Here is a 26,138-nt window from a genome sequence, read left to right as displayed (position 1 = left end):
CGACTCACCACGAAGACACGAAGAGCACGAAGTGAAGAAAAGTAATTCTTGTAACTATCCTTCTCCGAACTTCGTGTCCTTCATGCCTTCGTGGTAAATAAATCTGTTCGCATGGAGGAAATACCCATGAGCACACCACTGACTCGCGAACAAAAAATCACTCACCTGCTCAACCGCATCAGCTTCGGACCGACGCGCGAGGAAGCCGCGCGCGTCGACCGTCTCGGCTTTCGCGCCTACTTGGACGAGCAGCTCGAGCCCGACAGGATCGCCGATCCCTACGTCGAGGAAAAACTCGCCGGCTTGAAGACCATGCGGCTCAGCAGCCGCGAGTTGATCGAGCTCTACCCGCTGCCGCGCCAGGCCCAGCAACAAGCCAAACAGCAGCAAGCCCAGCAGCAAATGTCGATGCTGCCAATGGAGATGCAGGGACCGCGCCAGGTGATTTTGGAATTGCAGCTGGCGCGCCTCTTGCGCTCGATCTATAGCCGGCGGCAACTCTATGAGATCGTCGTCGATTTCTGGAGCAACCATTTCAATATTTTCGCCGGCAAGGGCGCCGACCGCTGGTTGACCACCGCCTACGACCGCGACACCATTCGCCCCCACGCGCTCGGCCGCTTCGGCACGCTTTTGCGCGCCACCGCCGAGAGTCCGGCGATGCTTTTTTACCTCGACAACTGGCTTAGCACCGGGCCCGATTCACCGGCATCGCGGGTGGCCGCGGCCAACAATCGCCGGCGCGGCTTGAACGAAAACTACGCCCGCGAGCTGATGGAGCTGCACACCCTGGGTGTCGACGGCGGCTACACTCAGAAGGACGTTCACGAAGTCGCCCGCTGCTTCACCGGCTGGACCATTCGCGAGCCGCAAAAACAGGGCGAGTTCACATTCAATCCGCGCATGCACGACGAGGGCGAGAAGATCGTCCTTGGCACGCGCATCCCCGCGACCGGCGTCGATGAAGGGTTGAAAGTCTTGGACCTCTTGGCGCGCCATCCGTCGACGGCCAAGTTTATCGCCACCAAATTGGCGCGGCGCTTGGTTTCCGACGACCCGCCGGTAGCGATCGTCAGCAAAGCTGCCGCTACTTTCCGTGAAACCGACGGCGACATCCGCGCCGTGCTGCGCACCATCATCGATTCGCCGGAATTTTTTTCGGAGGAATCTTACCGCGCCAAGGTAAAAAAACCGGTGGAATACGTCGCCAGCGCGCTGCGCGCCACCGGAGCGGAGACCAAGGTCCCCCACCAGTTGGTGCGCTACCTGGCGCGCATGGGCGAGCCGCTCTTTTTGGCGCAGCCGCCCACCGGCTTTCCCGATCGCGGCGCGTCTTGGATCAGCCCAGACATGCTTTTGACTCGGATGAATTTTGCAAGCGATCTGGTCGGCAATCGCCTTGACGGCTCGCGGGTTCGCCCGGAGTTGCTGAGCGATAGCGATGCGTTCGTCCGCTTGATCGCGCCGGATTCCTTGGCACCCGCGACTCGCGCAGCCCTTGGCGAAACCGAAGGCAAAGATGCCATCGCTTTGCTGATGGCCGCCCCCGAATTTCAGAGGAGGTAAGCATGAATAGCTCACGCCGCTCGTTTCTCAAATCCGCCGGTCTCGGCTTTCTCGCTTTCGGCATGCCGCCGGGTTTTCTCGTGCGCGCCGCCGGCGCCCAGCAGAAAGGCCGCGGCAAAACCCTCGTGGTCGTCTTTCAGCGCGGCGGCATGGACGGCTTGAATGTCGTCATTCCTTTCAAGGACCCGGCCTACTATCAGCTGCGGCCGAGTATCGCAGTGGCGGAGCCAGCTGGCGGCGAAGATCGCGCCATCGATCTCGACGGATTTTACGGCCTGCACCCGGCGCTGACGCCGCTGCACAACATTTATCTCAAAGGCCACTTGGCCATCGTGCATGCTTCGGGATCGCCCGATCCGACGCGCTCCCATTTCGACGCCCAAGACTACATGGAGATCGGCACGCCAGGCCTCAAGAGCACTCCCGATGGATGGCTCAACCGCTCGCTTGTCGAAGTTAAGAGTGAGGCTCCGTTTCGCGGCGTCGCCATGACGGCGCAAACCCCGCGCATGCTCGCCGGCTTGAAACCGGTGCTGACCCTGTCATCCATCGAAGAGTTTCGCCTGCGCAACCCGGCGATGAGCGCGACGCTGCAGAAGCTTTATGCCAACTCGAGCGATCCGTTGTTCCGCCAAGGCGGCAACAGCCTGTTCGAGGCGATGTCTCAGTTGAAAGCCGTCGAGTCGAAGATTCCCGCCAGCGCAGCGGCATACCCCGGCGGCGCTTTCGGCAATGGACTCAAGCAAATCGCCCGAATGATCAAAGCCGATTTGGGCGTGGAGATCGCTTTCACCGAGATCGGCGGCTGGGACACCCATGTCGGTCAAGGCGGCGCCACCGGCCAGCTGGCCAATCGCCTGAAAGAGTTCGGCGCCGGTTTGGCAGCGTTCTATCAAGACCTGGGCGATCGCATGGACGACGTCCTCGTGGTTACCATGTCCGAGTTCGGCCGCACCGCCAAAGAAAACGGCAACCGCGGCACCGACCACGGCCACGCCAATGTCATGTTCGCCATGGGCGGCAAAGTCCGCGGCGGCAAAGTCTACGGCCGCTGGCCGGGGCTAGCACAGGAGGTGCTGCACGAAGGCCGCGACCTCGCGCTGACCACCGACTTTCGCGCCGTCTGCAGCGAAGCGGTCGCGCGCCATTTGGGCGTAAAAGAAATGAGCCGCGTGTTCCCGAATTTCCGCGCGGCCAATGCGTTGGGCATCGTCGCGTAAATTACGCCGGCACGAGCTCGGGATCCATCGGATATTCCGACAAGATCTCGTAGCCGTTCGCCGTTACTCGGAGTAAGTTTTCCAGCTTCACCGGATAGTGGTTGATCTCCAACGCGACGATCATGTTCGCTTCGAGACTGACCATGTATTCTGCCGGGTCGCCGCCGCGCAGCCAGGGCGCTTCGTAGATACACATGCCGACGCCGTGGAAACCGTCGAAACCGGGCAGTCTTTTGGTCGCGCCTTTGCCGAAGTGTTGGTGCGCTTCGGTGAGCGGGCCCGGTTTTACCAGCGGCAGGGCTTTTTGCATGCTCTCGAAGGCTTCTTTGTAGCGGTCGCGGCTCTGCTGAGTTGGCTTGCCGCGGCTAAACGTCCGGCAGAAGTCGCTGTAGTAGCCGCCTGGCCCTGCCACCGTCGCATCGGTAATCACCAAATCCCCTTCGACCACCACCAAGTCGCTGCCCATCGGCTCATTGTGCGGCCGGCTGTCGGCCATCGACGAATCGTAAATTGAGATGAACTCGCTGCCCGCCTCGAATCCTTGATCCAACAGCACGTCGAGCATGATGCGGCTCAACTGCTCTTCGGCAATATCCGGTTCGCGCAATTCTTTGCGCACCAGATCGTAGCCCCGTTCTTTGGCCTTGCTGGTCCAGCGAATCAGCTGCACTTCATCGGTGGTTTTCACCGCGCGCGACTGGTTGATCGCCCGGTTGCCGTCGACCAGCTTGACGCCGGCGCCGCGCAGCGCATCGGCTGCTTCGAGATTCAACGCATCGACGCCGACGCGCTCGCCACTCACTGCGAGCTCCTTTAGCCCTGCGACCGCTTGCTTGACAAAATCCTCCGTCGCCACTGCCGGCCGCATACCGAACATGAAAGCATCGAAGCGCAGGCTCTTGTACTGCGGTTTGCGCGACAGCTCGCGCTGGCAGATCAACGGCTCGCCCTCTGCGGGAATCAACGCAAAGCGCTGAATCGCATAGGTGCGCAGGCCGAGCATCATGACGGTGTTGGTGGCGTAGCGAATGTTGAGCCAGTCGGTGAGCAAGAGCGCGCCGAGCTCGTGCTGCTTCATGACTTTTTGCAAGCGCGCCAGCCGTTCGCGTTTCAATCGTTCGTTGTCGACGCCGAAGCGGGTCAGATCGGGATAGAACATGCTGCCTCCGAATTTTCGCTGAGTACATTCCCGACCTACTGCCAATCGTGGAAAGAGTCAAACTCACAGGCGCGTTCACTCACCACGAAGTGATTCATGATCTTACGCTCGCCCACGGAACATGAAATCAGCCTGTGGGTTGGCGGCACCATCCGGTTCCGGTGTAGGGGCAGACCCCAGTGTCTGCCCTCCGGAGGGGCGACCACAGTCCTGCGCGCCTTCCTGGTGAGAATGACCATCGCATTGACATTAGCCACCCAACTGTAATAGAGCGGCACTGTACAAAAGCAAAGGGGGTTCGATTATGAGATCCTCGGTCGGTTTTCTGTCTGCAAAACAGCGCCGCACGTTCGCCGCAGTGTCCGCGGTCTTGTTTTTCATCATCGCCCCAACGTCGGTCTGGGGCCAAGCCCTCAAGAAAGTCCCGTTTCCGTTCTCGCCTATCGGCGTCAACTGCCTCCCTTGGTTCGTCGCCAAGGAGGCAAAGATCGCCGAGAAGTACGGCATCGACTTCGACCCGGTCTTCATCGGCGCATCCTCGGCGCTGTTTCAGTCGATGCTCTCCGGCGCCGCCGACTTCTCCGGTTCCGGTGGCCCGGCGGTGATTTCCAACGTGCTGCGCGGCGGCGATATCATCCACATCACTTCGATGGTGCCGCGCTTCACCCAATCGATCATGGTGAAGCCTGAGATCAAGCGGCCCGAGGACATGGCTGGTCGAAAGATCGGTGTCAGCCGCCTCGGTACCGTGACCCATTTCGCGCTGCAAACCGCCATCGATGGCCACGGCGTGAAGAATGTCACGATCCTGCAAATGGGCGGGCAGCCGGAAGCGATGACCGGTTTGATCCGTGGTTCGGTGGATGGCGCGGTGTTTTCGCCGCCGTACAATTTCCAACTGAAGAAGCAAGGCTACAACGAGCTGTTTTCGCCCAACGACTTGGCAAAGCTCACCGAGTTCATCACCAACGGCATCGTGGCGCGCCGCTCGGTGGCCGAAAAGGATCGCGACATGGTCCATCGGGTGATCAAGCTGACGGCGGAATCGATCAAGTACATTCAGACCAATCGCGAGGGGACTAGGAAGATCATTACTAAATGGATGCCGCTGAAGGACGCCGACATCTTGGAAGATCTCTATCGCTTCGCCACGGAAAACTACGCCAAAGAAGGCTTCACGCCGGAAGGCGCGCTGCGCTCGATGACCAAGCAGATGGTGCAGAGCAATTTGATCGATGCCAAAGCCGCCGCCGCAACGCCGGTCACCGCCTATTATGACAATCGCTACGTCGATGAAGTGAAAAGGTCGGGGTTTTTCGAGCAGTTGTGGCGTTAACCGACCGGCTTAAGGTTCATCCCTCGATACGCGCCCCTTGGCCGCTACTCGGGAAAACCGATGTATTGTCGGCTGTTCCCCGTGAGTCCCGAGTAATGATCTTCTGAGGTCATGTATCGAGGGCAGTAGTACGTAGCGCGTATCGAGGGACGCGCCATCATTTGTGAAATTTTTCGAAGAACCCTTCCTTTTCCAATTCCGCGACGATCGAGTCGTCGACGATGTCTTCGACTTTCACGGTCGACCCTGGCTTTTTGGACAGGGCATCTTTTAGCTGGATGTCCATGCCTTCGCGGGTGACGTAGGGCACGCGCTCGAATAGTTTGGCGTTGACCGCCCAGGCGGCTTCCAAATAAGCAGCGTCGCTCTGGCGTGAATACTTGGCGAGAATCTGTTTGCTCTCTTCCTTGCGCGTTTTGAAAAATTGCGAACCTTCGCTCAGCGCCATCACCAAGCGTTTCACCGTGGGGCGATTGTTGGCCAAATACGCTTTGGTCGTCGTGCCGCAAATATAAGGGAACAAATACGGCTTTTGAAAATCGGCCGTGCTGATCAGCACGCGCTGCGCCATGCCTTTGGTCAGATGGAGCACGCCGGGAGGCGCGGGAAAGGCGGCGATCCGGCCGGTGCGAAAGGCTGCGGCGCGCTCACCGGCGCCGCCGACCTGAATGATCGCGACGTCCTTGTCGGGCTCCAATCCCAAGTTGCGCAGGAACACCCGCGCGACGACGTCCGACGAGCTGCCGATGCGGCTGATGCCGAGGCTCTTGCCCTTCAACTGTTCTTTGGTCTTGATCGACTCCTGCACAACCAGCTCGTAGGGCAGCGTGTTCATGAAGCAGGCCACCGCCACCAGGCTGGCACCGCCGACGGCGGCGCTGGCGATGGTGCCGCCGGTGCCGTTGCCGAATTTTAGCTGGCCGGCGACCAGCACGGCGACATTGGTCGATGACGCTGGGATGAAGATCGATTCAACGTCGAGGCCGTATTTTTTGTACAGGCCCTTGTCCTGGGCGATGTACCAGTTGGCGCTCGGGGCGTCGACGGAGCTGTAAGAGACCGTGAGTTTTTCCTGGGCAGAAAGACTCGCAATGGCCGCAAAAAACGCCAAAGCCGCAAAAAGCAAAAACGAATATGCCTTCGTCATCGGTCCTCCGTTTCGCGTCGCATAGTATTGAAGCGGGTTGTCACGGTCAAGATAGCGTTGATTTTAGTGCGCTCGGTCGGTTACTCTCAAAGTCAGGAGAAATTTTTCTATGCTTTCTGCCATTGTGCTTTTGACGACCGAGCGGGACAAAACCAACAAAGTTGCCGAGATGCTCGCCGATTTGGACGGCGTTACTGAGGTCTATTCGGTTGCCGGGCGCTACGATTTGGCCGCCATTGTGCGCGCCAGCGACAACGATCAACTGGCCCGAGTCGTGACCGAAAAGATTCGCGGCGTGCCGGGGATTACCGCTTCGGAGACACTGATCGCCTTTCGCGTCTATTCGCGCCACGATCTGGAGCGGATGTTTTCTATTGGAATGGAGCATCCTTAGCGGCGCATTAACTTGATGATCAGCGGCAAGCACAGTAGAACCGCCGACAAGGCCAAGATGCTCGCGGAGATTGGATGAGTAATGAACACCGACGGATCACCCTGGCTGATGGCCAGGGCGCGACGCGCTTGGGTTTCGGCGAGCGGTCCCAAGATCAGGCCGATCACAGCGGGTGCTACCGGAATATCCCAGCGGCGCATGACAAATCCCAACAAGCCGAAAATATAGAGCATGATCAGATCGACCACCGATTGGTGCAGGCTGTACGCGCCCAGGGTCGCGAACACCAAGATGCCGGCGTAGAGCAGCGGCTGCGGAATCGTCAGCACTTTGACCCATATGCCCACCAGGGGCAGGTTCAAAATCAGCAGCAAGACATTACCGACATACAAGCTCGCCAATAAACCCCAGACCAAGTCCGCTTGCATCTGAAACAACAGCGGCCCGGGCGAAATGCCATAATTCTGAAAAGCGCTCAGGAGCACCGCGGCTGTCGCAGAGGTGGGGATGCCGAGGGTTAACAGCGGCACCAGCGCGCCGGTGACCGACGCGTTATTCGCGGCTTCCGGCCCGGCGACGCCTTCGATGGCGCCCTTGCCAAACTCTTCGGGATGCTTCGTCAACTTTTTCTCGGTGGCGTAGGCCAGAAACGTTGGAATCTCGGCGCCGCCGGCGGGAATCGAGCCGAACGGAAAACCGATGGCCGTGGCGCGCAGCCAGGCAGGCCAGGAGCGCTGCCAATCTTGTTTCGACATCCAGAGCGAGCCCTTGAGCTGTTCGATTTTTTCATCGAGACGGCTCGCATAGGCGCCAACATAAAGAGCCTCACCCACGGCGAACAAGCCGACGGCAAGGACAACCACGTCGATGCCGTCTAGCAACTCTGGCACGCCGAAGGCAAAGCGCGATTTCCCAGTCTGACTGTCGATGCCAACTACGCCCAAGAGCAAGCCGAGAAACAAACTGGTCAAACCGCGCACAGTGGAGCTGCCAATCACGGCCGACACTGTCGTAAAAGCGAAAACCATCAAGGCGAAGTATTCTGCTGGGCCAAATTTAAGCGCCACTTCAACGACCAACGGCGCAAGCAAGGTAACGAGAACCGTCGCAATCGTGCCGGCGACAAACGAGCCGATGGCGCAAGTGGCCAGCGCCGGTCCGGCCCGGCCGTTCTTTGCCATCATGTTGCCTTCGAGGGCGGTGGCGATGGAAGCCGATTCACCCGGCGTGTTGAGCAAGATCGTCGTCGTCGAGCCGCCGTACATGGCGCCGTAGTAGATACCCGCGAACATAATGAGCGCGCCGGTGGGATCGAGCTTGACCGTCAGCGGCATCAGCATGGCAACCGTGAGCGCCGGGCCGACACCAGGTAGAACACCAATGAAAGTGCCGAGAATGGTCCCCAAGAACCCCCAGAGCAAATTGATCGGCGTCAGCGCGATGCTGAAGCCGTGCATGAGCAAACCAAAGGTCTCCGTCATCGGAACCTAAATCCCCGCGCCACCGAGGATGGGTTTAAGCCAGCCAGCCGGCAAGTTGACGTTCAAGAATTTTACGAAGAACAAGAATACCGCCAAACCCAAAACCAGGCCGATGGCAAAATCGCGCGGTAGCTTCTTGCTGCCAAAACCACGGGCAACACAGGCGAAGAGCGCGGCTTGAGCGAGCAAGAATCCCGCGCTGTGGATCAAAACGATCTGCAAGACGATGCCGGCGGTTACCCAAAGAAAGGCGCTGGCTTGAAAAGCGTGCTCGCCGCGCACTGCCGGATCGTCGGCGACGGCGTTGCGCCAGCCGCCGTAGAGAGCCTCGTACAATAACCAGCAACCGAGCAGGATAAGTCCGCCGGCGATGACTGCCGGCGCGACGTTGGGGCCGATTTTCGCGTAGCCGCCGGCGCTGGGGAGCTGCGCCGTGCCGATCGCGGTGGCGATACCCAGGCCGAGAGTGGCGATGGACAGAATCACCTCCGCTGGCTTGGCTTTCATAGGCGATGCGACGGTTGGTTTCGACGATTGAGCTTGCCGGCTGGGATTCTTCACCGCGAAGGCACGAAGGACGCGAAGCTCGGAAAAAAGTCTTCGTGCTCCTCGTGCCTTTGTGGTGAACAGTTGTTTGCCGACTTACTTGTTCGGCTTGATGCCGAGCGAGTCGATGATGCCGGCGATTCTCTTGGTATCTTCGTCGATGAATTTCTTATAGGCATCGCCGCTCAAGAAGATCGGCGACCAGCCGAGCTTCTCCAAAGTGTCTTTCCACGGCTTCGACGTTGTCGCGGCAACCAGGCTTTTGATCAAGCCGTCGCGCTGCGCCGTGGTGATGCCCGGCGCCCCGAAGACGCCGCGCCAGTTGGCAAGTTCGATATCGTTGCCTTGCTCTTTCAGCGTCGGGTAGTTGTCGATGCGTTTCGGGCTCGACACCGCCAGGGCGCGCATGCGGCCGCCTTTGATCTGTTCGGCAAACTCGCCGACGCCGGAAATGCCGACGGTGACATGGCCGCCGACGATCGCCGCGATCGCTTCGCCGCCGCCCTTGTACGGGACATAATTGACTTTCGCCGCGTCGACGCCGTTGGCCTTGGCGATCAAGCCGGCGAGAATGTGGTCAGTGCCGCCGGCCGAGCCGCCGCCCCACGATACACTACCGGGGTTGGCCTTAAAGGCTTTGATCAGATCGGCCATGGTCTTATGTGGAGAGTTTGCCGGCACGACGATGATTTCGTATTCGCCGGTCAAGCGCGCCAGCGGCGTCACCATATTCAGATTAACCGGCGAACCTTCGAGATGAATCGCGCCGACCATGACCATGCCGCCGATTAGGAGCGCCGCGGGGTCGCCTTTGGAGGCGTTGACGAACTGCGCCAAGCCGATGGTGCCGCCGGCGCCGCCACGATTTTCAAATTGCACGGCGACAGCTTGCTTCGAGCTAATCAAGGCTTGGGCGAGGTTGCGTCCCGTCTGATCCCAGCCGCCGCCCGGGTTCGCCGGAATCATCATCTTAAAACTGGGCTGGGCCTGAGCCAAAGCCGCCATGCCGGTGATCGCTAAAACGACCCACAGGCGAGAAAACCACTTGCGCATAGTGCCTCCTTGGTATTTTGAGTCCCACTCCGGGCTACGGATGTAGGATGTAGGATGTATAGTAGACGACGCGAGAATTGACAAGCTTCAAGTCGCTGCACCAAATCCGCCTCGCGAGGCACGACTTTGCGCCCTTTGTTCGGGCTATTCACGGGAGACCGATCGTGGGCTCTCTAACGCCCTTTCAGCGGCTTCTTGCGGAGCACCCGTGGCTCGCTCCCAGTGTAGCGCCAAAGTAAGTGGCGCGGCAGCGGCCCTTTGTTGCGTTGGCCGGATTGGCTTTCCTCCCAAGCATGGGCCAACGCGCCGACGGACCGCGAGATCACGAACAAGCCGCGGCAGAGCGGCGGCGCGAAGCCCAGCTCGGCGAAAACCACCGCTGTGGCGCCGTCGATGTTCATCGGAATCTTGCGGCCTTTTTGCTTCGCAAGGACCGATTCGACAGCGCGGCCAATGATCGCGAAGCGTCCCGTCACTTGGCCGGCGCGGGCGGCAGTGTCGATCAGGCGCAATAATCTAGGTGCGCGCGGATCGACAGGGTGGAAGCGGTGACCGAAACCGGGCAGCAGCGCTATGCCTCTGTCGCGGAGGAGCGGATCTCTTCGCTGACGGCGGCTTGAATAGCGCTACGGCTGAGAGGTTTCCGGCCATCGAGCCGCCTGGCAATGGCCTGGTAAAGCTCAACGCACTGTTCACCGGCGCCGCCGTGGACATCGCCGAGCGCGTTGATCGCCGAGGCCATGGCGTTGTTGATGCCGACACCGCAGGTGATCGCCATGCGCGCGATGGCAATGGAGGGCGCCTGTGGGCCATGATCGACAGCCGCAACCAGCGCAGCTTCGAGCAGTCCGGCCTGCCACCGGTTCGGCAGATCGCCGCGCGTCAAGAGCCAAATCATTTCGGCGAAGCCGACGCGACCAATCAAATCTTCGATAGCATAGCCGCGGTAGCGGATCTCGCCCGGGTGCATCTCGATGATCGAGGTCGGCCACCAGTCTTCGACAGACTGTTCTGGACGAAGGGCTGCGGTCTTTGCTGGTCTGGGTCGTTTCATATCACCTGTGAACTTCTCAGCTGCGCGATGCTTTCCCTGTCATAGCCTAGCTCGAGCAAAATGGCTTCCGTGTCGGCACCCAGGGTAGGCGGCGGCGCGGCCGGCGCGGGATCGCCGCTCGCGAGTCGAAACCCTGAGCGCACCATCGCAAGCTCCCGGTCGGCGCCGGTGGCTGCAGGGAAGCGCTTAACCAAGCCGCGTTCGACGACTTGGCGGTGTTTCAGAACTTCGGGAATCGATAGCACTTCGCCGGCTGGGACGCCGTTTCGATTGAAGATGTCCGACCACTCGCGCGCCGATTTTGCCGCCAGGGCCTTTTCGATTTCCCTCTTCAGCTCTTGACGGTAATGTTTGCGCTCCTCGCGCTGGGCAAAGCGCGGGTCGGCGATCAAGTCCTGCCGCCCAGTCAACCCGCAGAGCGTAACGAACTGGTTTTGCTCGTTGGCGGCGATATTGAGCAAGCCGTCTCTCGTCGAGAACGTTCCAGACGGGCTGGCAGTCATGTTTTCGTTACCCATCGGCTGCGGCGCCATGCCGGCTATCAACCAATTCGACACGGCCCAACCCATGCTAGCGATCGTCGCTTCGAGCATCGACACATCGATAAACTCACCCGCACCGCTGCGCGCGCGGCGAAACAGAGCCGCAGCGATGGCGAAGGCGGCGGTAACGCCGCCGATGGTGTCAGCAATCGGATAACCCACCCGAAGCGGCGCCGAATGCCGGTCGCCGGTTATGCTCATGACGCCGGACAAGCCCTGGACGATTTGATCGTAGGCGGGGTTGTCTTTGAGAGGTCCATCCTGACCGAAGCCGGAGATGGCACAGTAGATCAGATCGCCTTTACTCGTCTGAAGTTCTTTGTATCCCAGGCCCAAACGTTCCATCACACGCGGGCGAAAATTCTCGACGACGACGTCGGCGGTTGTCACCAGCTTGCGAAAAATCGCTTTGCCATCGGCATGTTTCAAATTGACGGTGATCGAGCGCTTGCCGGCGTTCTGGGCCAAGAACGACGCCCCCATCAATTTGCTATTTAACTCGGGATCGGCGCCCAGCTGCCGCGCGAGATCGCCGCTACCGGGCACCTCAACCTTGAGCACCTCCGCGCCCAACTGGGCTAGCTGATAACAGCAAAATGGCCCAGCAAGAACATTGGTCAGGTCGAGCACCCGCACGCCTTCCAAAAGTGCCATGAAATTCTTCTACCGCAACGGGCGCCTGAGCAAAACCCCGTCGCTGCACCAAATCTGCACCAAATCGCCGCAACAAAGCCGCATCCGGCTCATCGGCGCTGCACAGGCGCTGCTTAGAATCGCTCCCATCACAATTGAGGAGGAAACTATGTCTATGTACCAGCAAATCAAGGCGCTCATTTTTATCTTCATCTGCACGAGCATCGCCTGGGCGGTGCTAGGCACGACGATTTTTACCAGGACTTATTCTTACGATTCCAGTTTGAAGGAAAGGGTCGCGTCGATCTGGGGCGCGCCGCATACCCAGCGCTCTCTCTCGGCGACGATCTCCAAAGAAGTCTTCCAGAAGGTCGCAGCGCAGGAGAACGGCGTCAACGTCGTCCGCACCGTGAAAGAAAATATTGTCACACCGCTGTCACTGGAAGCGAGTCAGGTGGCCGTCGATCTCGACCTCGAGCACCGGCAAAAGGGTCTGCTGTGGTACAGCACCTACAAAGTCGCCTTCGCCGGTGAATACACCTTTAAGAACACCACCGAGGATGAGAAGGTGACGCTCACGCTGCACTTCCCCACCGCCCAGGCGATTTACGATGATCTCGTCTTTACCCTAGATGGCGAACCATTGACGTTTACCAACGAACGGTCATCGCTACTCGCGCCGATCACGCTGGCGCGCGGCAAGAGCGCGGTGCTCAAAGTCAGCTATCGCTCCCAGGGCTTGGATAGCTGGCGCTACCACTTTGGCGAGGATGTCACCCAGGTGCGCAACTTTCAACTGCGGATGACAACCAATTTCAAGGACATCGATTTTCCTGAGAATACTTTAGCGCCGGCCCACAAAAAACCAACGCAAAAAGGTTGGGAGCTCGTCTGGGAATCGAAGAACCTGCTCTCCGGCTTTCAAATCGGCATGATCCTGCCCGAGAAGCTGCAACCGGGGCCACTCGCCGGGCGGATCAGTTTTTTCGCGCCGGTGTCGCTGCTGTTCTTCTTCTTTTTAATGTTGATCATCACCACGCGGCGCGGCATCGAGCTCCATCCGATGAACTATTTTTTCCTGGCCTGTGCGTTCTTTGCGTTTCATCTATTGTTCGCCTACACCGTCGATCACATCGCCATCCATCTCGCCTTTGTCATCTGCTCGGTGGTGTCGCTGACCCTCGTGATCAGCTATTTGCGACTCGTAGTCGGTCTGCGCTTTGCCGCCGTCGAAGCGGGCATCTGGATCGCTCTCCCCTATGTGAACAATCCGGGCTATAGAGCAATCGCCCGCCCGTTTAGACAAGATAGTTTCTTTGCCTCTCGAAGTACTCGCTGGAAAATTTCACTCTTGAAGCGCCGGTTTTCGATCAAACCCGCTTGCGTGTGAAAATAGAGAGCTCGGTTTTCCAGCAACCGCCCGAGCAGATCAAAGCCAATCTGTGTGCGTTGCTCCGACCAACGGAAGCGCATTAGTTCTTCCAGGCTCGCTGGCTTGTCGAGCTCGATGCCTTTCAAAAAGTTGAGAATCCTCGTGGTCACAAACAACGTGTAAACGTCGTCACGGTCAAAGCCAGGCGCTCCGATGCCCAGGGCGGTCAGTCTCGCCCTGACGAAATCCGCTTCGCACAAGTCCAATCCACGGGCAATGGGAGCCTTGGGCGTCTGATAGAACGGCGAGGCGCCGAGCAACACGGGCAGGCGCGCGTTAAATGCCAAGGTTTGAATCATGCTGTCGAGGCTTTCATTCGGCAGGCCGAGGATTTGATAGGAAACGATCTTAAAGCCGAGCGCGTGCGCTTTGTCGACAACTTTCACATAGGCGTCCAGTGTATGCGGCCGCTTGGTGGTCTCGCGTACGGTTTTGTCGGATGATACCAGCGCAAGATTCAGGTGCGTAAAGCCGGCCCGCTGCATCAGTTCCAGCAATTCGTCGTCGAGGCTCAGGTAGCTGATGCCGTTCATGGCGACGAATTGCATTTCGCGCCGCGGAAAGCGCGCGATCAAGTGGCCGCAGAGTTCTTTGAAGGTGTGCTTGTAATAAGTCAGGTTGTCGTCTTCGAAATCGATAACACGGAAGCCCTGGTGGTAACGCAGCTCAATCTCCGCCAACACGCTGTCCAACGAACGCCGCCGATATTCGGTGCCGAAGGTCGTGTGCACCGAGCAAAAGGAGCATTTGTGCGGGCAGCTCCGCGATGTGATCATAAACGTCATCGGTTTGCCGGCCAGGTTGTACGATGTTGCTCGGCAGTCGTTTAGGTCGGGAGCCGGCAGTGCATCGATGGGAAAGTTGTCTTCGATAGGATTGTAGACAAGCGCGCCGGCCCGTTTGTAGGCAAGATTGGGCACTCGATCGACGGCCTCGCCGCGTTCGAGCGCGCGCAGCAGTTCGACCATCGGGCGTTCGCCCTCGCCGCGAATCACGTAGTCGACATGCGGCGAGAGCAGCAGCGACTCAGGAACGGCGGAGGCGTGCGATCCGCCCATGACGACGATGGCATCAGTGCTTCTCTTGGTGCGGGCGGCGACTTCCAACGCTTCGCGGTAATACGGTGTAAACAGCGATGAGATGCCGACCACGTCGGGTTGCAGGTCGGTGATCTCGGTTTCGATGTCATCGAAGGATTTGCCAAAGTGATAGTACTGATGGAACGTCGAGAACGGCGACTTGTCGGCGACGGGATAGTATTCGGCCAGGTAGCGCAGCTCTTTTGGGATGGCCACTGTGCGCCGGCCGTGACCGCCGTGGAAATCTTTGACGATGACTTCGACCTGCGGCGAATGCGCGCGCACTGCGGCCTTGATATAAGCCAGCCCGATGGGCTGGAGCCGCACGTCGGTGTCATAGAAGTCATGCACCGGCGGTTGGATCAGCAAAACCCGCATGGTTCTTTTATAGCAACCTAACCACCGGGCGGAAACGGTTGTAATGTTCGGCCGGCGATATTAAACAGTCCTAAAGACCTCGTCAGTTTACGAACCGAGGAGCTGCCATGAAAATCGAAAAAGTCGAAACCCGCACGCTGGAAATGCCGTATACCAAGCCGCTGGTGACGGCGACCAATAATTTTACCGTGGCGCGCGGCGTGTTGGTGAGCGTCGTGACGCTGCAAGGCATCGAGGGCTACGGCTATGCCGATCTTTTTCCGCGCGCCGGTGAAACGCCCGAGACCGCGCGCCATGTCATCGATGCGATTCTCACGCCGAAGGTCATTGGCAAAGAGCTTGAAGACCTGGCGAAAATTCGCGCCGAAATGGATCGTACGCTGACCGGCCACCCGCGCGCGAAGTCCGCCCTAGAAGGCGCGATGATCGATGCTTTGGCGCGCGCCTATCATATTCCGCTGTCGGTGATGCTCGGCGGCAAATGTCGCAGTGAGATCCAAGTCATAAAAATGGTCAGCGTCGGCGCTCCCGACGCCATGGCCCAGGAAGCCAAGGAGCTTGCCGCCGGCGGATTGGCGCTGAAGCTCAAAGTCAGCGGCGATATTCGTAAAGATTTGCCGCGCGTCGCCGCGGTGCGCAAGGCCGTGGGCGACGACGTGTTCATCAAGATCGACGCTAACGAAGCTTACAATGCGAAAGATGCCATTCGCCTGGCAAAAGGTTTGGCCGATTTGGGCGTGGGAGTCTTCGAGCAGCCGGTGCCGCGCGATCAGTTCGATGCTTTGTGGGAAGTGAAACAGCACGCGCCGATCAAAATCGAAGCCGATCAGTCCTGCCGTAACTTCGCCGATGCGCAGATACTGATCAAGAACCGCATGGTCGATTCGATCAACACCGGCATCCCGAAAGTCGGCAGCCTCAACGAAGTGCGCCGCATCGCCGAGCTGTGCGAGCAAAACGGCATCCGCTGCGCGCTGTCGAACACCGCCGGCAGCATGGTCGGTGACGCCGCCGCGGTGCATTTGGCCGCTGCGACCCCCGGTATTTCGCCGCTCTGCGAGCTGGGCGAATTCGAGGTGATTACCGGCGATCCGTTCTTTGGACTTTCGGTGGAGAAAGGAACCATCGCCGTGCCCGAGGGCGAAGGGTTGGGAGTTAGTTTGCGCGGATTCTGAGAGAAGTATGAAGGATGGAAGCGGAAGGGCGGGCCGACGCTGCCGACGCTCAGCTGCTGGATTCAGCTGCTCCGCCCAGGAGAGCACGCCAAGAAACATCGCCACACGTCGAGCGCGGTCTACTTCGTCGCCGGCGGCGCAGGCACAACGAATGTCGGCGACAAGGCGATGGATTGGACCACCCACGATTCCTTCGTCGTCCCCAACTGGGCATGGCATGAGCATGTCAATCGCTCGAAGACCCAGGACGCGATTTTGTTTTCGGTAAACGACACGCCGATCGTCAGCGCGTTCGGACACTATCGCGAAGAGCCGGAAAACACGTTTCGATCGATGGCGGTGCCCGCGGTGCCGGCACCAACAAAGCAATAAAGGAAATTATGTCAGACCTGCGTTCTTGGTTAGCGGATGTCGACAAGTTCGGTCAACTAATGACCGTCAACGATGCCCATTGGGATCTCGAGTTATCGACGCTGACGGAGATCATCAACGAGCGCTCGAAGACACGCCCGGCGATTGTCTTTGACAACATCAAAGAATACCCCAAGGGCTACCGCATGGCGGTCAACCTGCTCTCTTCCGTGCAGCGGCTGGCGCTCACCATGGGCATGGACCCGAAGATCGGCGAGTTCGACTTCGTCCAGAAATGGCGCCAGCAGGTGAAATCGATTCAGCCCATCGAGCCGCGCAAAGTGAAAACCGCGCCGCTGTTCGAGAACGTGCAGAAGGGCAGCGACATCGATTTACTCAAATTCCCGGTGCCGCGTTGGCACGAGCTCGACGGCGGCCGCTACATCGGCACCGACGATCTGTGCGTAACGCGCGATCCTGAAGAGGGCTGGGTCAACGTCGGCACCTATCGGATCATGATTCACGGCCGCGATCACATGGGCCTGCACATGTCGCCGGGCAAGCATGGCCGCGTCCATCGTGACAAAGAGCATGCCGCCGGCAGGGCCTTGCCGATCGCGGTTTCCTTCGGTCATCATCCGATCAATTTTCTTGTTGCATCCACCGACGTGCCCAATCGCGTCAACGAATATGCCTACGCCGGCGGCATCACCGGTAAGCCGCTCGACGTCGTCGACGGTCCGCTCACCGGTTTGCCGATTCCCGCAGATTCCGAAATCGCCATCGAAGGCGAAGTCGTGCCCAACGACTTCATGCCCGAAGGACCCTTCGGTGAGTGGACAGGTTATTATGCCAGCAATCAAACGGCCGTGCCGGTGATTCGCGTCAAAGCCGTTTATTACCGCAACGACCCGATCATGTGCGGCTTTCCGTTATTGAAACCTTCGAGCGGTGACAACTTGCATTTCTCATTGATGCGCTCGGCGTTGATCTGGAACGCCCTCGACGAAGCCGGTGTCCCCGACGTATCGGCGGTTTGGTCGCATCCTTCGGGCGGCAGGTTCATGACCGTGCTCTCGATCAAGCAGCGCTACCCCGGGCACGCGCGCCAAGCGGCGATGATCGCCAGTCAGTGCCGCTCCGGCGCCTATCTCGGCCGCTATGTGATTGTCGTCGACGACGACATCGATATTACCAATTCCGAAGAAGTGATCTGGGCGATCAGCTCGCGCTCCGATCCGGTGGAGTCGATCGAAATCCTGCGCCGCTGCTGGAGCGGTCCGCTCGACCCGCGCATCCCGGTCCAGGACAAAGGCTTCAGCTCGCGCGCCATCATCGACGCGACGCGCCCCTATGAATGGCGCGATAAATTCCCCAAATCGAGCGGCGCAAGTAGAGAGCTAAAAGAAAAAGTCGCGAAGGAGTGGCGCGGATTTCTCGATAAGATTTGATCTCGCGCAAAGGCGCGAAGGACGCAAAGTTCGGATTCGGAAGGATCAACCGCGAAGAACGCAGAGAACGCAAAGGGGAAAATATCGTTCCGAATTTTTGCGTACTCTGCGTCCGCTTCGACGTGGCTCAGGATAGGCTTTGCGGTTAAATCATCCGATTAATCGTTCGCATGCGCCGCGAACGTCGCTGAGTCTTCGTTGGTAATCTGCAGGCGGAATCCACTCGGCTCCCTGAAATAAGTCCCCAATTGCCCCGGCTTTCTGCCGGCGCGCTCGCCGTGATCGTCGCGCTCTTCGATGCCGCTAGCGTGCAGTTTGTCGACGATGGCGTGAAAATCATCGTCTTGCACGTAGAACGCGAAATGGCGTCCGCGCCAGGTCGCCTTGGTCACCTCACTCAGCTCATCGACCTTGTTCAGCACGACGCTTTGTCCCGAAGGTGCAACGACCTCGGCCATGGTCACGTTCTGCGCCTTCACCGTGCAGTTCAAAAATTTCTTGTAGAAGTCCACGCTTGCACCAACATCGGTGGCGTCGAAGTGCAAGTGATGCAGCCGGGTCTTGGCAATGCCGGGCGTCTCAGCGATTTCCCAGAAGTTGCCTTCTGAATCTTGAAACACCAGACCTTCGTTCCAGCAGCAACCCAGATCGCCGCTGATGTCTTTGACGAAGGGACTAGCCTTGCGAATCTTCGCCGCCATCGCGTCATATTCTCCGGCGGGCACCTGAAACGAATGGCGCGGGTAGGAGTTGGCACTCTGCCGATTGGGCAGCTTGTTCTTGCCCTGAGAGAAAAGCCCGATGTGATTTTCGCCCAGCTTCATGAAAATGCGCGTCATGTTGGGCTCGTTCTCGGATTTGAGGGTCCGCGCGCCCATGACTTCGGTGAAAAACTTTTCCGCTCGATCGGGTTCCATCACCGCGACGACGAAATGATCCAAGTGTCGCACATCGCCTTTTGCCATAATCATTCTCCTTCTATTATTTAGCCGTAGTATCGGGAAAAATCACCAAACGTTCTTTGGGTAATCGCACTGAAATATTGCCCACTGGGTATTCCCGCTCGGGGCTTGCTTTGGCGATCAACACTTTGTCTTTAATCTTCACTTCAGCAGTAATCTGGTCGCCTAAAAATACTGAGCCAACGATCCCGCCGGTGAGAATATTTTCACCGCTGTCGCTGTTCGCAGCGAGCCGGACGTCCTCCGGCCGCACGCCAACCACCACGTCTCCTTCATACTGTCGTTGGTTTTCGATGACAAGCGTGCCGACTTCACTTTCGACCGTGCCGTTGCCCGCGATTTTCCCGCGCAGCCAATTGATCGAGCCGAAGAACTCGGCCACCAGCGCATTGGCCGGCGCGCGGTACAGCTCGAAGGGATTGCCGATTTGCAGAATCTGCCCATGCGACATGACCGCGATGCGGTCGGCCAGCACCATCGCTTCGACTTGATCGTGGGTGACATAGAGCACCGTGATGCCCAATTGCATGGCGACTTTCTTGATGCTGGTGCGCACCTCTTCGCGCAGCCGCGCGTCGAGATTGCTGAGCGGCTCGTCCATCAACAACAGCGCCGGATTCACCGCCAACGCCCGCGCCAACGCCACGCGCTGCTGCTGGCCGCCGCTCAATAGGCGCGACGGCCGGCTGCCATAATCGTCGAGCTGCACCAGGCTGAGCGCATGGCGAATGCGCTCCTGCGCCGCGCTTTTCGATAGGCGCGACCGGCCGTGGGTCAACACCAGACCGATATTTTCGGCGACCGTCAAATGTGGCCAGATCGCGTAGGACTGAAACACCATGCCGATCTCGCGCTCCTCGGGCAGCGCGGCGATCTTGCGGCTACCGGAAAACACCGTCTTGCCGTTGAGGCTGATTTCACCGCTATCGGGCTTTTCCAAACCGGCGACGCTGCGCAGCAGCGTGGTTTTGCCCGAGCCGCTCGGTCCGAGCAGCACGAAAAACTCGCCCTTGCTCACCTCGAGGTCGACGCCTTGAAGGGCTGCGACGGTTTGCTCGCCGGTGGCAAATTGCTTGACGAGCTTTCGAATCGAGATCACGCCGCCTCCGAAAACCGACTGCGCCGGCCAAAGATCAAATAGAGCACGACGAACGGCACCATCAACGCCAGCACGACCAGGTTCGCCGCCGCCGCTTGATTGAGACTACCGCCGAGCCACAGGCCCCAGACAATCATCGGCAGCGTGACGTTGCCTTGGCTCGTGACCAGCACCGAAGCCATGGTCAGCTCGCGAAAGCACAACAGCGCCATCCACAGCCAAGCGTAGACGAGCGCCGGCTTGAGCAGCGGCAACAGAATCTTGCGCATCACTTGCAGCAGCGGCAGACCGCCGACAAACGCCGCCTCTTCCAACTCGGGATGAATCTGCGCCAGCGAGTTGTTGATGATGCGCGTGGCAAAACTGATGCGGCTAATCGTGTAAACGAAAATGAGAATCGCCAGGCTCCCATAGATCGGAATGGCCCTGGGCATGAGAAACAACGCCGCGAACACCGCGGCGATGGCAAGAATTAAATTGGGCACCGCGTGCGGCAAAAACGCCACCGCATCGAACAGGAGGCGCCATTTCAGCCCCGAGCGCAGCACGGTCCAAGAGATCGCCAGACAGAGAACGATCGTCAGCGTTGGCACGACCAGCATCAGGATGAAAGTGTTCCAAGCGCCGCTGGCCATGAGCTTCCACGGCAGGCCATAGAAATTGGCCAGTGAGACTTGCTCCAACGCGGCCCAAGAGGGCGGCTGAAAAAACTTCAGCAGCGACGCCCAGACCAGGAGCAAAAACGGCAGGACCTTGGCAACGAGAAAAAAGCCACCGAGAAACAGCCACGCCAGTAGCCAACCTCGCTTGCCCAACTCGACCAGGCGCGGCCGGTAGCCCTTGCCCGTGACCACCGCGTAACGATGCGAATAGCGCAGGACGCTGAAGTAACTCCAACTCAAGAGCAGCGCCAGCACCACCAACAAACTGCTCACGGCGCCAGCCATGCCGTAGCTCGGCAACTCTTCGAGTGGCTGAATCTTGTAGAAAATGAACGTCGCAAAAGTAAATATCTTATTCGACATGCCGATGATGGCCGGCACCTCGAAGGCCGACAGGCCGATGGTGAAAACATATATCGACGCCGCGATGATGCCGGGAAACGTCAGCGGCAGCGTCACGTAGCACAGCGTGCGAAACAGACCCAAACCATGCACCCGCGCCGCCTCTTCCAGCGCCGGGTCCATCGTCCGGTAAGTAGCGACGATCATGATGAAGGCGATGGACGAGAGGCCCAACCCCTCGACCCAGCCCATACCGACGAGCGATGCGATGTTGAACGGCGCGTTCTCCAGGTTGAAAAGCTCCATCAGCGATTTGTTGATGATGCCGATGCGCGGATGGAGCAAGAACACCCACCCCATGGAAGTAAAAAATGTCGGCACCAGCGCGCCGATGGTGACCAGCGCGTAAACCAGATTTTTCCCGGGCAAATCCGTGCGCTCGACTAACCACGCCGTGGGCACGGCAAACAACAGCGACACCAGCACCGTAGTCGCGGCAAAGCCGAGCGTGTTCAACAGAGTTTTGTACGTGGATGCATCGCTGAAGAGCGTCCGGTAGTGCTTAAGCGTGTGCTCCACCGGCTCGCCCGGACTGCCCTGCCAGAACCCCATCCAGATGATGATGACGAGGAACGCTAGGACCGGAAGCAGACTAGCCACCGAGACGGCGACGAAAAGACTACGGCCTTTCACTCGGGCAGCGGCCCCCATTCTATCCTTCCCCCGAGGCGGGGGAAGGAACTAGGAACTGACTTGGATTGATTACGACCCGACATTGACAGGGTAACACAAGACGAGATCACGAGCCCGGAAACGGAATCACGCCTTTGAACTTGGCGATCGTCTTCTCGCGCAGCTCGCGGCTCGAGCGGCTCGTTTTCGGGAACTTGTCGCGCCATTCCCACGGCCGCACCGCGTAGAAAATGCCGCGGCTGTTGGTGTGATCTTTGTTCTTCCGTTTGCTCGGCGGCATGCGCGGATCGAGCGGCGTCGACCAGCAGCCGTCGACGATATCGATATTGGTCGCCGGATCGACGCGCGTCATCATCGCCCAGAGCACTTCTTTCATGTTGGTCGGGTCGATGTCTTCGTCCACGACGACGACGTAGCGGCCGTTGCGCGCCGCGGCGGCGGCGCTGACCGCGGCCAAACCGGTCTGCTTGGCGTGGCCGGCATACTTTTGTCGGATCGACACCACCGTCATATAAGAGGTGTGGTTATACACGCCGACGATATCTTGAATGCCGGCGCTTTCCAGCTGATCCCACAACACCCCAGCGGAGATATGCAGGTCCATTTTCACCGCACCGGGCCAGAGCGGCGCTTCGTCTTCAAGGATCGGATCGTTGCGGTGATAGATCGCTTTGACACGAATGATCGGTTGGTTTTCGCCGGTGCCGGTGGTGCCGCCTGAGTAGTAGCCGGGCCATTCACCGAAGGGTCCCTCGGCACGCGACTCTTCGGACGGCGGCGGAATCTCGCCTTCAATCGCGATCTCCGACGACGCCGGAATCGGCAAACCCGTGATCGGCCCGCGCAACACTTCGAGCGGTTTACCAATCAGCCCGCCGGTAACTTCCATCTCTTGCGCACCGTAAGGGAATTTCGTGTACGACGGCATGAAGACCATTGGATGCTGCCCATAGGTCGCCGCCACCGGGCAGCTCTTGCCCTTCTCCCAGTACTTCGCAGCGATCTGCCGGCCATTTTGGCCTGGGCTCATCCACAAACCAAGCGTGTTCTTATCATGAAGCTGCATCCGGTAGGTGCCCGTGTTGACGTAGCCGGAATCCGGATCCTGGTTGATCAAGCCGCCGCCTGGTCCAAAGTAGCGCCCGCCGTCATTTTCGTGAAAACGCAGCGCGGGAAACTTGAGAAGATTGACATCGCCGCCCTTCAAGACGTTTTCTAACAGCGGCGACGTACTGACTTCTTTCGGTGCAATCCGCTGCGTCGTGCGCACCTTGCGAGCGGCGAGACGCAAAGTTTCCAGTTTCGTCTTGTCGAGCGGCAAGCCGAGCGCCAAGGCGACACGCTTATAAGCCGCGTAGGGCAGACTGCAAACGCGAAACCCCGCCGGGTAGCCTTTCACTTTGTCGAACAACAAAAGCGGCGGCTGCGGCACCAACTCTGCAGTGGATTCCACCAGCGCGCCAATCTCGGCGTCCCAATCCGCGCCCTCGATCACGCGGTGGTCGCTAATCTTGATCGCTTCGGCAACGAAGCTGCGAAAGTCTGTGTAAGCCAGCTCAGACATATGATCTCCTCAAATACTTTTCACCACGAAGGCACGAAGGAAAGAAGCAGAAAAATCATTTTCCGAGCTTCGTGCTCTTCGTGTCCTTCGTGGTGAGTCATTACTTCTTGCGCCTTTTGCGCTTTTTGCGGTTAATTCTCCGAATCCGAATCCTTTGTGCCCTTTGTGGTTAAATCTCCCTACTCTTCAACAAGCGAAATTTCCGACTTCACGCCATTTCTCTTCAGCTCCTCCAAATATATCGGATGAATCTCCGGAGGCTCCTCTTCGAGGGGGATCATCTCGTGCAGCTTCGTCCGAAACCGATCCTGGCTGAATTTAGGACTGCGGCCGCGCATGGCGAAATGTCGCAGCGTTTCATGCCCCGTATTGAAGTGGCCGTGATACATCAGATCACCCGGCGAGTAGATGGAGCCCGGTTTGATCTCAAAGCGCGTGCGATCCTCCCCTTCGCGCCAAACCATTGCAAAGCCGGTGCCCTGCGTGACGCAAACGATCGCGCCGGGACCATGCCGATGAAACAAGCTGCGGCTGCCGACGGGGAACTCTTGCACGTGGCACCCATACGTTGTTCCCGCCAAGCCGAAGCGCATGATCTTCACGCCTTTGCCCTTCATCGGATAGTCGTCGAGGGCAAACGTATTCACGTCCGGCACCAGGTTCGACTCCCACGACCGCACCGTCAGCTTTTTGTTGTAATTGAAAAACTCCCGTTCCGGCGTGAAGCGGTCGCGGAACTGAAACGGATTGCGAAAAATAAAGTCTTCGTTGTGAAACAGATTGATCACATGCGGCGCATTGGTGCCAGCGAGAAAACGCACCGGCTCGTTGGAAACGTTGAAGTGCTGGTACGAGACATTCAATGGAATAGCGAAGATCGCCCCCGCTGCCCACTCAAAGGTCTGCTTGCCCTCGCCCTCGAACCAAACCGTGGTCGCGCCGCGGCCTTTGTGAATATAGACCAGCATCTCGAACATATGATGCTGCGGAAGGGTCTCTTTGCCGGCAGGAATTTCGCAGATGTAGGCGTCGGTCTCCTGCTGCTCGCCGAGATTTAGATACGACCCCAACGCCCCCATGCGCGCCCAGGGTTTGACCGCGACGTCCATCAAGTCCTCAATGAAAAACCCGGTGACGGAAGGAATACCTTCCTTCTCCTGAAACACTTCATAGGCCGTCGGCCCTAAACGGATCGGATCGCGATGTGGCAAGCGCATGAAAACAGGGTCTCCTATCTCGAACGTATCACACCCGTTTGTATATTCTCGGTGTGGAGAAACTGCAAGAAAGGGCGACCAACCGGTCGCCCCTACATCCAGACGACGACCACGACTACCCAGGCCACCAATTCGTCACAACCCCTTGCTAACTTCCTACCAATTGGGCTAAGACAAAAACGCATTTAACAAATCCAAACACGAGGCAATCCTTTATGGAGTATTTCGAACCGAAATCGATCGGCGACGCGCTGTCGGTGCTGGCCAAGCATGGTGCTGAGGCCAAGGTCATCGCCGGCGGCACGGACGTGATGGTCGACATCAAATTCAAAGAAGAGCCGAGCGCGCTGGTGAATATCAAAAAAATCTCCGGCCTTTCCGGCATCTCAGAGAGCGGCGGTGCCATTCGCATCGGCGCGCTGACGACGATTCGTGAGATCGAAACCAGCTCGCTGATCCGCGAGAAATTGCCAGTGCTCTGGGAAGCGTCACATCAGTTTGCTTCGCTGCAAGTGCGCAACACCGCGACCCTCGGCGGCAACATCTGCCGCGCTTCGCCGTCGGGTGAAACGTTAACCCCGCTGCTCGTGCTCAACGCCACGGCGATTTGCGCGTTTTCCGACGGTGAGCGTAGCGAGCCGTTTTCTTCTTTCTTCCAAGGCCCCGGCAAAAGCGCCGTCGGTGCCAAAGGATTGTTGAAGGAAATCGAAATCCCGATCCCCGCTGCCGGCAGCAAAGGCGTTTATTTGAAGCACGCCGTGCGCGGCGCCATGGATATCGCCATGGTCGGCGTTGCCGTGCTGCTCGCGGCCAACGGTAGCGGCGTGCAAGAGGCCCGCATCGGCCTCGGCGCAGTCGCACCGACGCCAGTCCGCGCGCCGAAGACGGAAGCTTTGTTAAAAGGCAAACCGCTCACCGCGGCATTGCTCAAAGAAGCCGGCACGCTGTCGGGCAGCGAAGCAAGCCCGATCAGCGATCAGCGCAGCAGCGCGGAGAATCGCCGCTGGATTGTCGAAGCATTGACCCGGCGCGGTCTGGCCCAAACTTGGAAAGCCGCCACCGGCAAGGAGGTTGCGTAAATGTTCGTTCCGATCAACACCACGATTAACGGTAAGATTTACAGCGTCAGCGCGGAAGCGGAGACTTCGCTGTTGGAATTTCTCCGCGATGTTTTGGAACTGAAAGGCACCAAGCTCTGCTGCAACACCGGTGAGTGCGGCGCCTGCACGGTGATTCACAACGGCAAGCCGATCAACTCCTGCGTGACCATGGCCGCCGACGCCAACGGCGCGCAGATCACGACGGTCGAAGGCTTGGCCGACGGCGACAAATTGCACCCAGTGCAGCAAGCGTTCATCGACACCGGCGCGGTCCAGTGCGGCTACTGCACGCCGGGATTTATCATGTCGGTCAAAGCGCTGCTCGACCGGACGAAAAAACCGACCGCCGCCGACATTGAAGAAGCGGTCTCCGGCAACATCTGCCGCTGCACCGGCTACAACAAAATCGTCGACGCGATTCACTTGGCAGCGAGTAAGCTCTAAGACAAAGAATGTCTCGCGCAAAGCACGCAAAGAACGCAAAGGAAAGAAAACCAACTCC

The 26,138-nt window shown here is 58.8% G+C and carries 22 protein-coding genes and 1 pseudogene; 10 read left to right on the top strand and 13 right to left on the bottom strand.

All coding sequences use genetic code 11. The features are described from left to right. Positions 1 to 111: 111 nt before the first annotated feature. Together FJ145_00405 and FJ145_00400 are read left to right on the top strand one after the other, a co-directional pair. A complete protein-coding gene (locus FJ145_00405) occupies positions 112 to 1,566 on the top strand; it encodes a DUF1800 domain-containing protein (protein MBM4259883.1) in 1,455 nt (484 codons plus the stop codon). A gap of 2 nt (positions 1,567 to 1,568) precedes the next feature. After that, positions 1,569 to 2,786 (top strand): DUF1501 domain-containing protein, encoded by a 1,218-nt coding sequence (locus FJ145_00400; protein ID MBM4259882.1) that lies wholly within the window; start codon positions 1,569 to 1,571, stop codon positions 2,784 to 2,786. A gap of 1 nt (position 2,787) precedes the next feature. Here FJ145_00400 and FJ145_00395 read toward each other — a convergent pair whose 3' ends face one another. Next, positions 2,788 to 3,945, bottom strand: coding sequence for an aminopeptidase P family protein (locus FJ145_00395; protein ID MBM4259881.1), 1,158 nt, complete (start codon positions 3,943 to 3,945; stop codon positions 2,788 to 2,790). 304 nt (positions 3,946 to 4,249) lie between these two features. On the opposite strand from FJ145_00395, the gene FJ145_00390 reads away from it, so the two are divergent. Continuing rightward, entirely contained in the window at positions 4,250 to 5,281 is a 1,032-nt protein-coding gene (locus FJ145_00390) for an ABC transporter substrate-binding protein (protein ID MBM4259880.1), read from the top strand. 157 nt (positions 5,282 to 5,438) lie between these two features. On the opposite strand, the gene FJ145_00385 is transcribed toward FJ145_00390, so the two are convergent. Next, positions 5,439 to 6,428: an ABC transporter substrate-binding protein gene (locus FJ145_00385; protein MBM4259879.1), complete on the bottom strand. Its 990-nt coding sequence runs from the start codon at positions 6,426 to 6,428 to the stop codon at positions 5,439 to 5,441. Positions 6,429 to 6,537: 109 nt separating this feature from the next. On the opposite strand from FJ145_00385, the gene FJ145_00380 reads away from it, so the two are divergent. Next, a complete protein-coding gene (locus tag FJ145_00380; protein ID MBM4259878.1) occupies positions 6,538 to 6,822 on the top strand; it encodes an Lrp/AsnC family transcriptional regulator in 285 nt (94 codons plus the stop codon). Here FJ145_00380 and FJ145_00375 read toward each other — a convergent pair. From FJ145_00375 to FJ145_00355, 5 genes and pseudogenes are all read right to left on the bottom strand, one after another. Further along, positions 6,819 to 8,303: a tripartite tricarboxylate transporter permease gene (locus tag FJ145_00375; protein ID MBM4259877.1), complete on the bottom strand. Its 1,485-nt coding sequence runs from the start codon at positions 8,301 to 8,303 to the stop codon at positions 6,819 to 6,821. The two genes, FJ145_00380 and FJ145_00375, sit on opposite strands and share 4 nt — an antisense overlap. 6 nt (positions 8,304 to 8,309) lie before the next feature. After that, complete coding sequence (locus tag FJ145_00370; GenBank protein MBM4259876.1) at positions 8,310 to 8,810, bottom strand: tripartite tricarboxylate transporter TctB family protein; 501 nt, start codon at positions 8,808 to 8,810, stop codon at positions 8,310 to 8,312. Between the two features lie 135 nt (positions 8,811 to 8,945). After that, positions 8,946 to 9,902 carry a tripartite tricarboxylate transporter substrate binding protein gene (locus FJ145_00365; GenBank protein ID MBM4259875.1) on the bottom strand — a complete coding sequence of 319 codons (957 nt, stop codon included), beginning with the start codon at positions 9,900 to 9,902 and terminating at the stop codon, positions 8,946 to 8,948. Positions 9,903 to 10,075: 173 nt separating this feature from the next. Further along, positions 10,076 to 10,956, bottom strand: a pseudogene (locus FJ145_00360) (citryl-CoA lyase). After that, on the bottom strand, positions 10,953 to 12,152 hold the full coding sequence (locus tag FJ145_00355) for a CoA transferase (protein ID MBM4259874.1): 1,200 nt from the start codon (positions 12,150 to 12,152) through the stop codon (positions 10,953 to 10,955). Before FJ145_00355 ends, FJ145_00360 begins: the two are co-directional and overlap by 4 nt. A 154-nt stretch (positions 12,153 to 12,306) precedes the next feature. On the opposite strand from FJ145_00355, the gene FJ145_00350 reads away from it, so the two are divergent. Beyond that, positions 12,307 to 13,521: a hypothetical protein gene (locus FJ145_00350; protein ID MBM4259873.1), complete on the top strand. Its 1,215-nt coding sequence runs from the start codon at positions 12,307 to 12,309 to the stop codon at positions 13,519 to 13,521. Here the strand turns inward: FJ145_00350 and FJ145_00345 are convergent. Next, on the bottom strand, positions 13,407 to 15,020 hold the full coding sequence (locus FJ145_00345) for a B12-binding domain-containing radical SAM protein (protein MBM4259872.1): 1,614 nt from the start codon (positions 15,018 to 15,020) through the stop codon (positions 13,407 to 13,409). The genes FJ145_00350 and FJ145_00345 overlap by 115 nt on opposite strands. Positions 15,021 to 15,127: 107 nt before the next feature. Between FJ145_00345 and FJ145_00340 the strand changes: the two genes are divergently transcribed. From FJ145_00340 to FJ145_00330, 3 genes are read left to right on the top strand one after another with little or no spacing between them, the layout of a single operon-like run. Beyond that, the gene (locus FJ145_00340; protein ID MBM4259871.1) at positions 15,128 to 16,195 is read left to right on the top strand and encodes a hypothetical protein; all 1,068 of its coding nucleotides are present in this window, start codon (positions 15,128 to 15,130) and stop codon (positions 16,193 to 16,195) included. Positions 16,196 to 16,234: 39 nt separating this feature from the next. Further along, entirely contained in the window at positions 16,235 to 16,567 is a 333-nt protein-coding gene (locus FJ145_00335; protein MBM4259870.1) for a cupin domain-containing protein, read from the top strand. A gap of 8 nt (positions 16,568 to 16,575) precedes the next feature. Next, on the top strand, positions 16,576 to 17,997 hold the full coding sequence (locus FJ145_00330) for a UbiD family decarboxylase (GenBank protein MBM4259869.1): 1,422 nt from the start codon (positions 16,576 to 16,578) through the stop codon (positions 17,995 to 17,997). A 158-nt stretch (positions 17,998 to 18,155) separates the two neighbouring features. Here the strand turns inward: FJ145_00330 and FJ145_00325 are convergent, their stop codons facing one another. The 5 genes from FJ145_00325 to FJ145_00305 form a co-directional block, all read right to left on the bottom strand. Further along, entirely contained in the window at positions 18,156 to 18,968 is an 813-nt protein-coding gene (locus FJ145_00325; GenBank protein MBM4259868.1) for a hypothetical protein, read from the bottom strand. A gap of 10 nt (positions 18,969 to 18,978) precedes the next feature. Beyond that, positions 18,979 to 20,058, bottom strand: a complete 1,080-nt coding sequence (locus tag FJ145_00320) for an ABC transporter ATP-binding protein (GenBank protein ID MBM4259867.1) — start codon at positions 20,056 to 20,058, stop codon at positions 18,979 to 18,981. Next, positions 20,055 to 21,773, bottom strand: a complete 1,719-nt coding sequence (locus FJ145_00315; protein ID MBM4259866.1) for an iron ABC transporter permease — start codon at positions 21,771 to 21,773, stop codon at positions 20,055 to 20,057. Before FJ145_00315 ends, FJ145_00320 begins: the two co-directional genes overlap by 4 nt. 88 nt (positions 21,774 to 21,861) lie before the next feature. After that, positions 21,862 to 23,319, bottom strand: coding sequence for a UbiD family decarboxylase (locus FJ145_00310; protein ID MBM4259865.1), 1,458 nt, complete (start codon positions 23,317 to 23,319; stop codon positions 21,862 to 21,864). Positions 23,320 to 23,498: 179 nt separating this feature from the next. Further along, positions 23,499 to 24,536, bottom strand: coding sequence for a hypothetical protein (locus FJ145_00305; GenBank protein MBM4259864.1), 1,038 nt, complete (start codon positions 24,534 to 24,536; stop codon positions 23,499 to 23,501). Positions 24,537 to 24,751: 215 nt separating this feature from the next. On the opposite strand from FJ145_00305, the gene FJ145_00300 reads away from it, so the two are divergent. Together FJ145_00300 and FJ145_00295 are read left to right on the top strand one after the other, a co-directional pair. Next, positions 24,752 to 25,615 (top strand): xanthine dehydrogenase family protein subunit M, encoded by an 864-nt coding sequence (locus tag FJ145_00300; protein MBM4259863.1) that lies wholly within the window; start codon positions 24,752 to 24,754, stop codon positions 25,613 to 25,615. Continuing rightward, positions 25,616 to 26,080 carry a (2Fe-2S)-binding protein gene (locus FJ145_00295; protein MBM4259862.1) on the top strand — a complete coding sequence of 155 codons (465 nt, stop codon included), beginning with the start codon at positions 25,616 to 25,618 and terminating at the stop codon, positions 26,078 to 26,080. It abuts the gene before it with no gap. Positions 26,081 to 26,138 lie beyond the last annotated feature (58 nt).

This window comes from Deltaproteobacteria bacterium, assembly GCA_016874755.1.
Taxonomy (GTDB): domain Bacteria; phylum Desulfobacterota; class Binatia; order UBA9968; family UBA9968; genus DP-20.
This window is presented reverse-complemented; position numbering and strand designations above follow the sequence as displayed.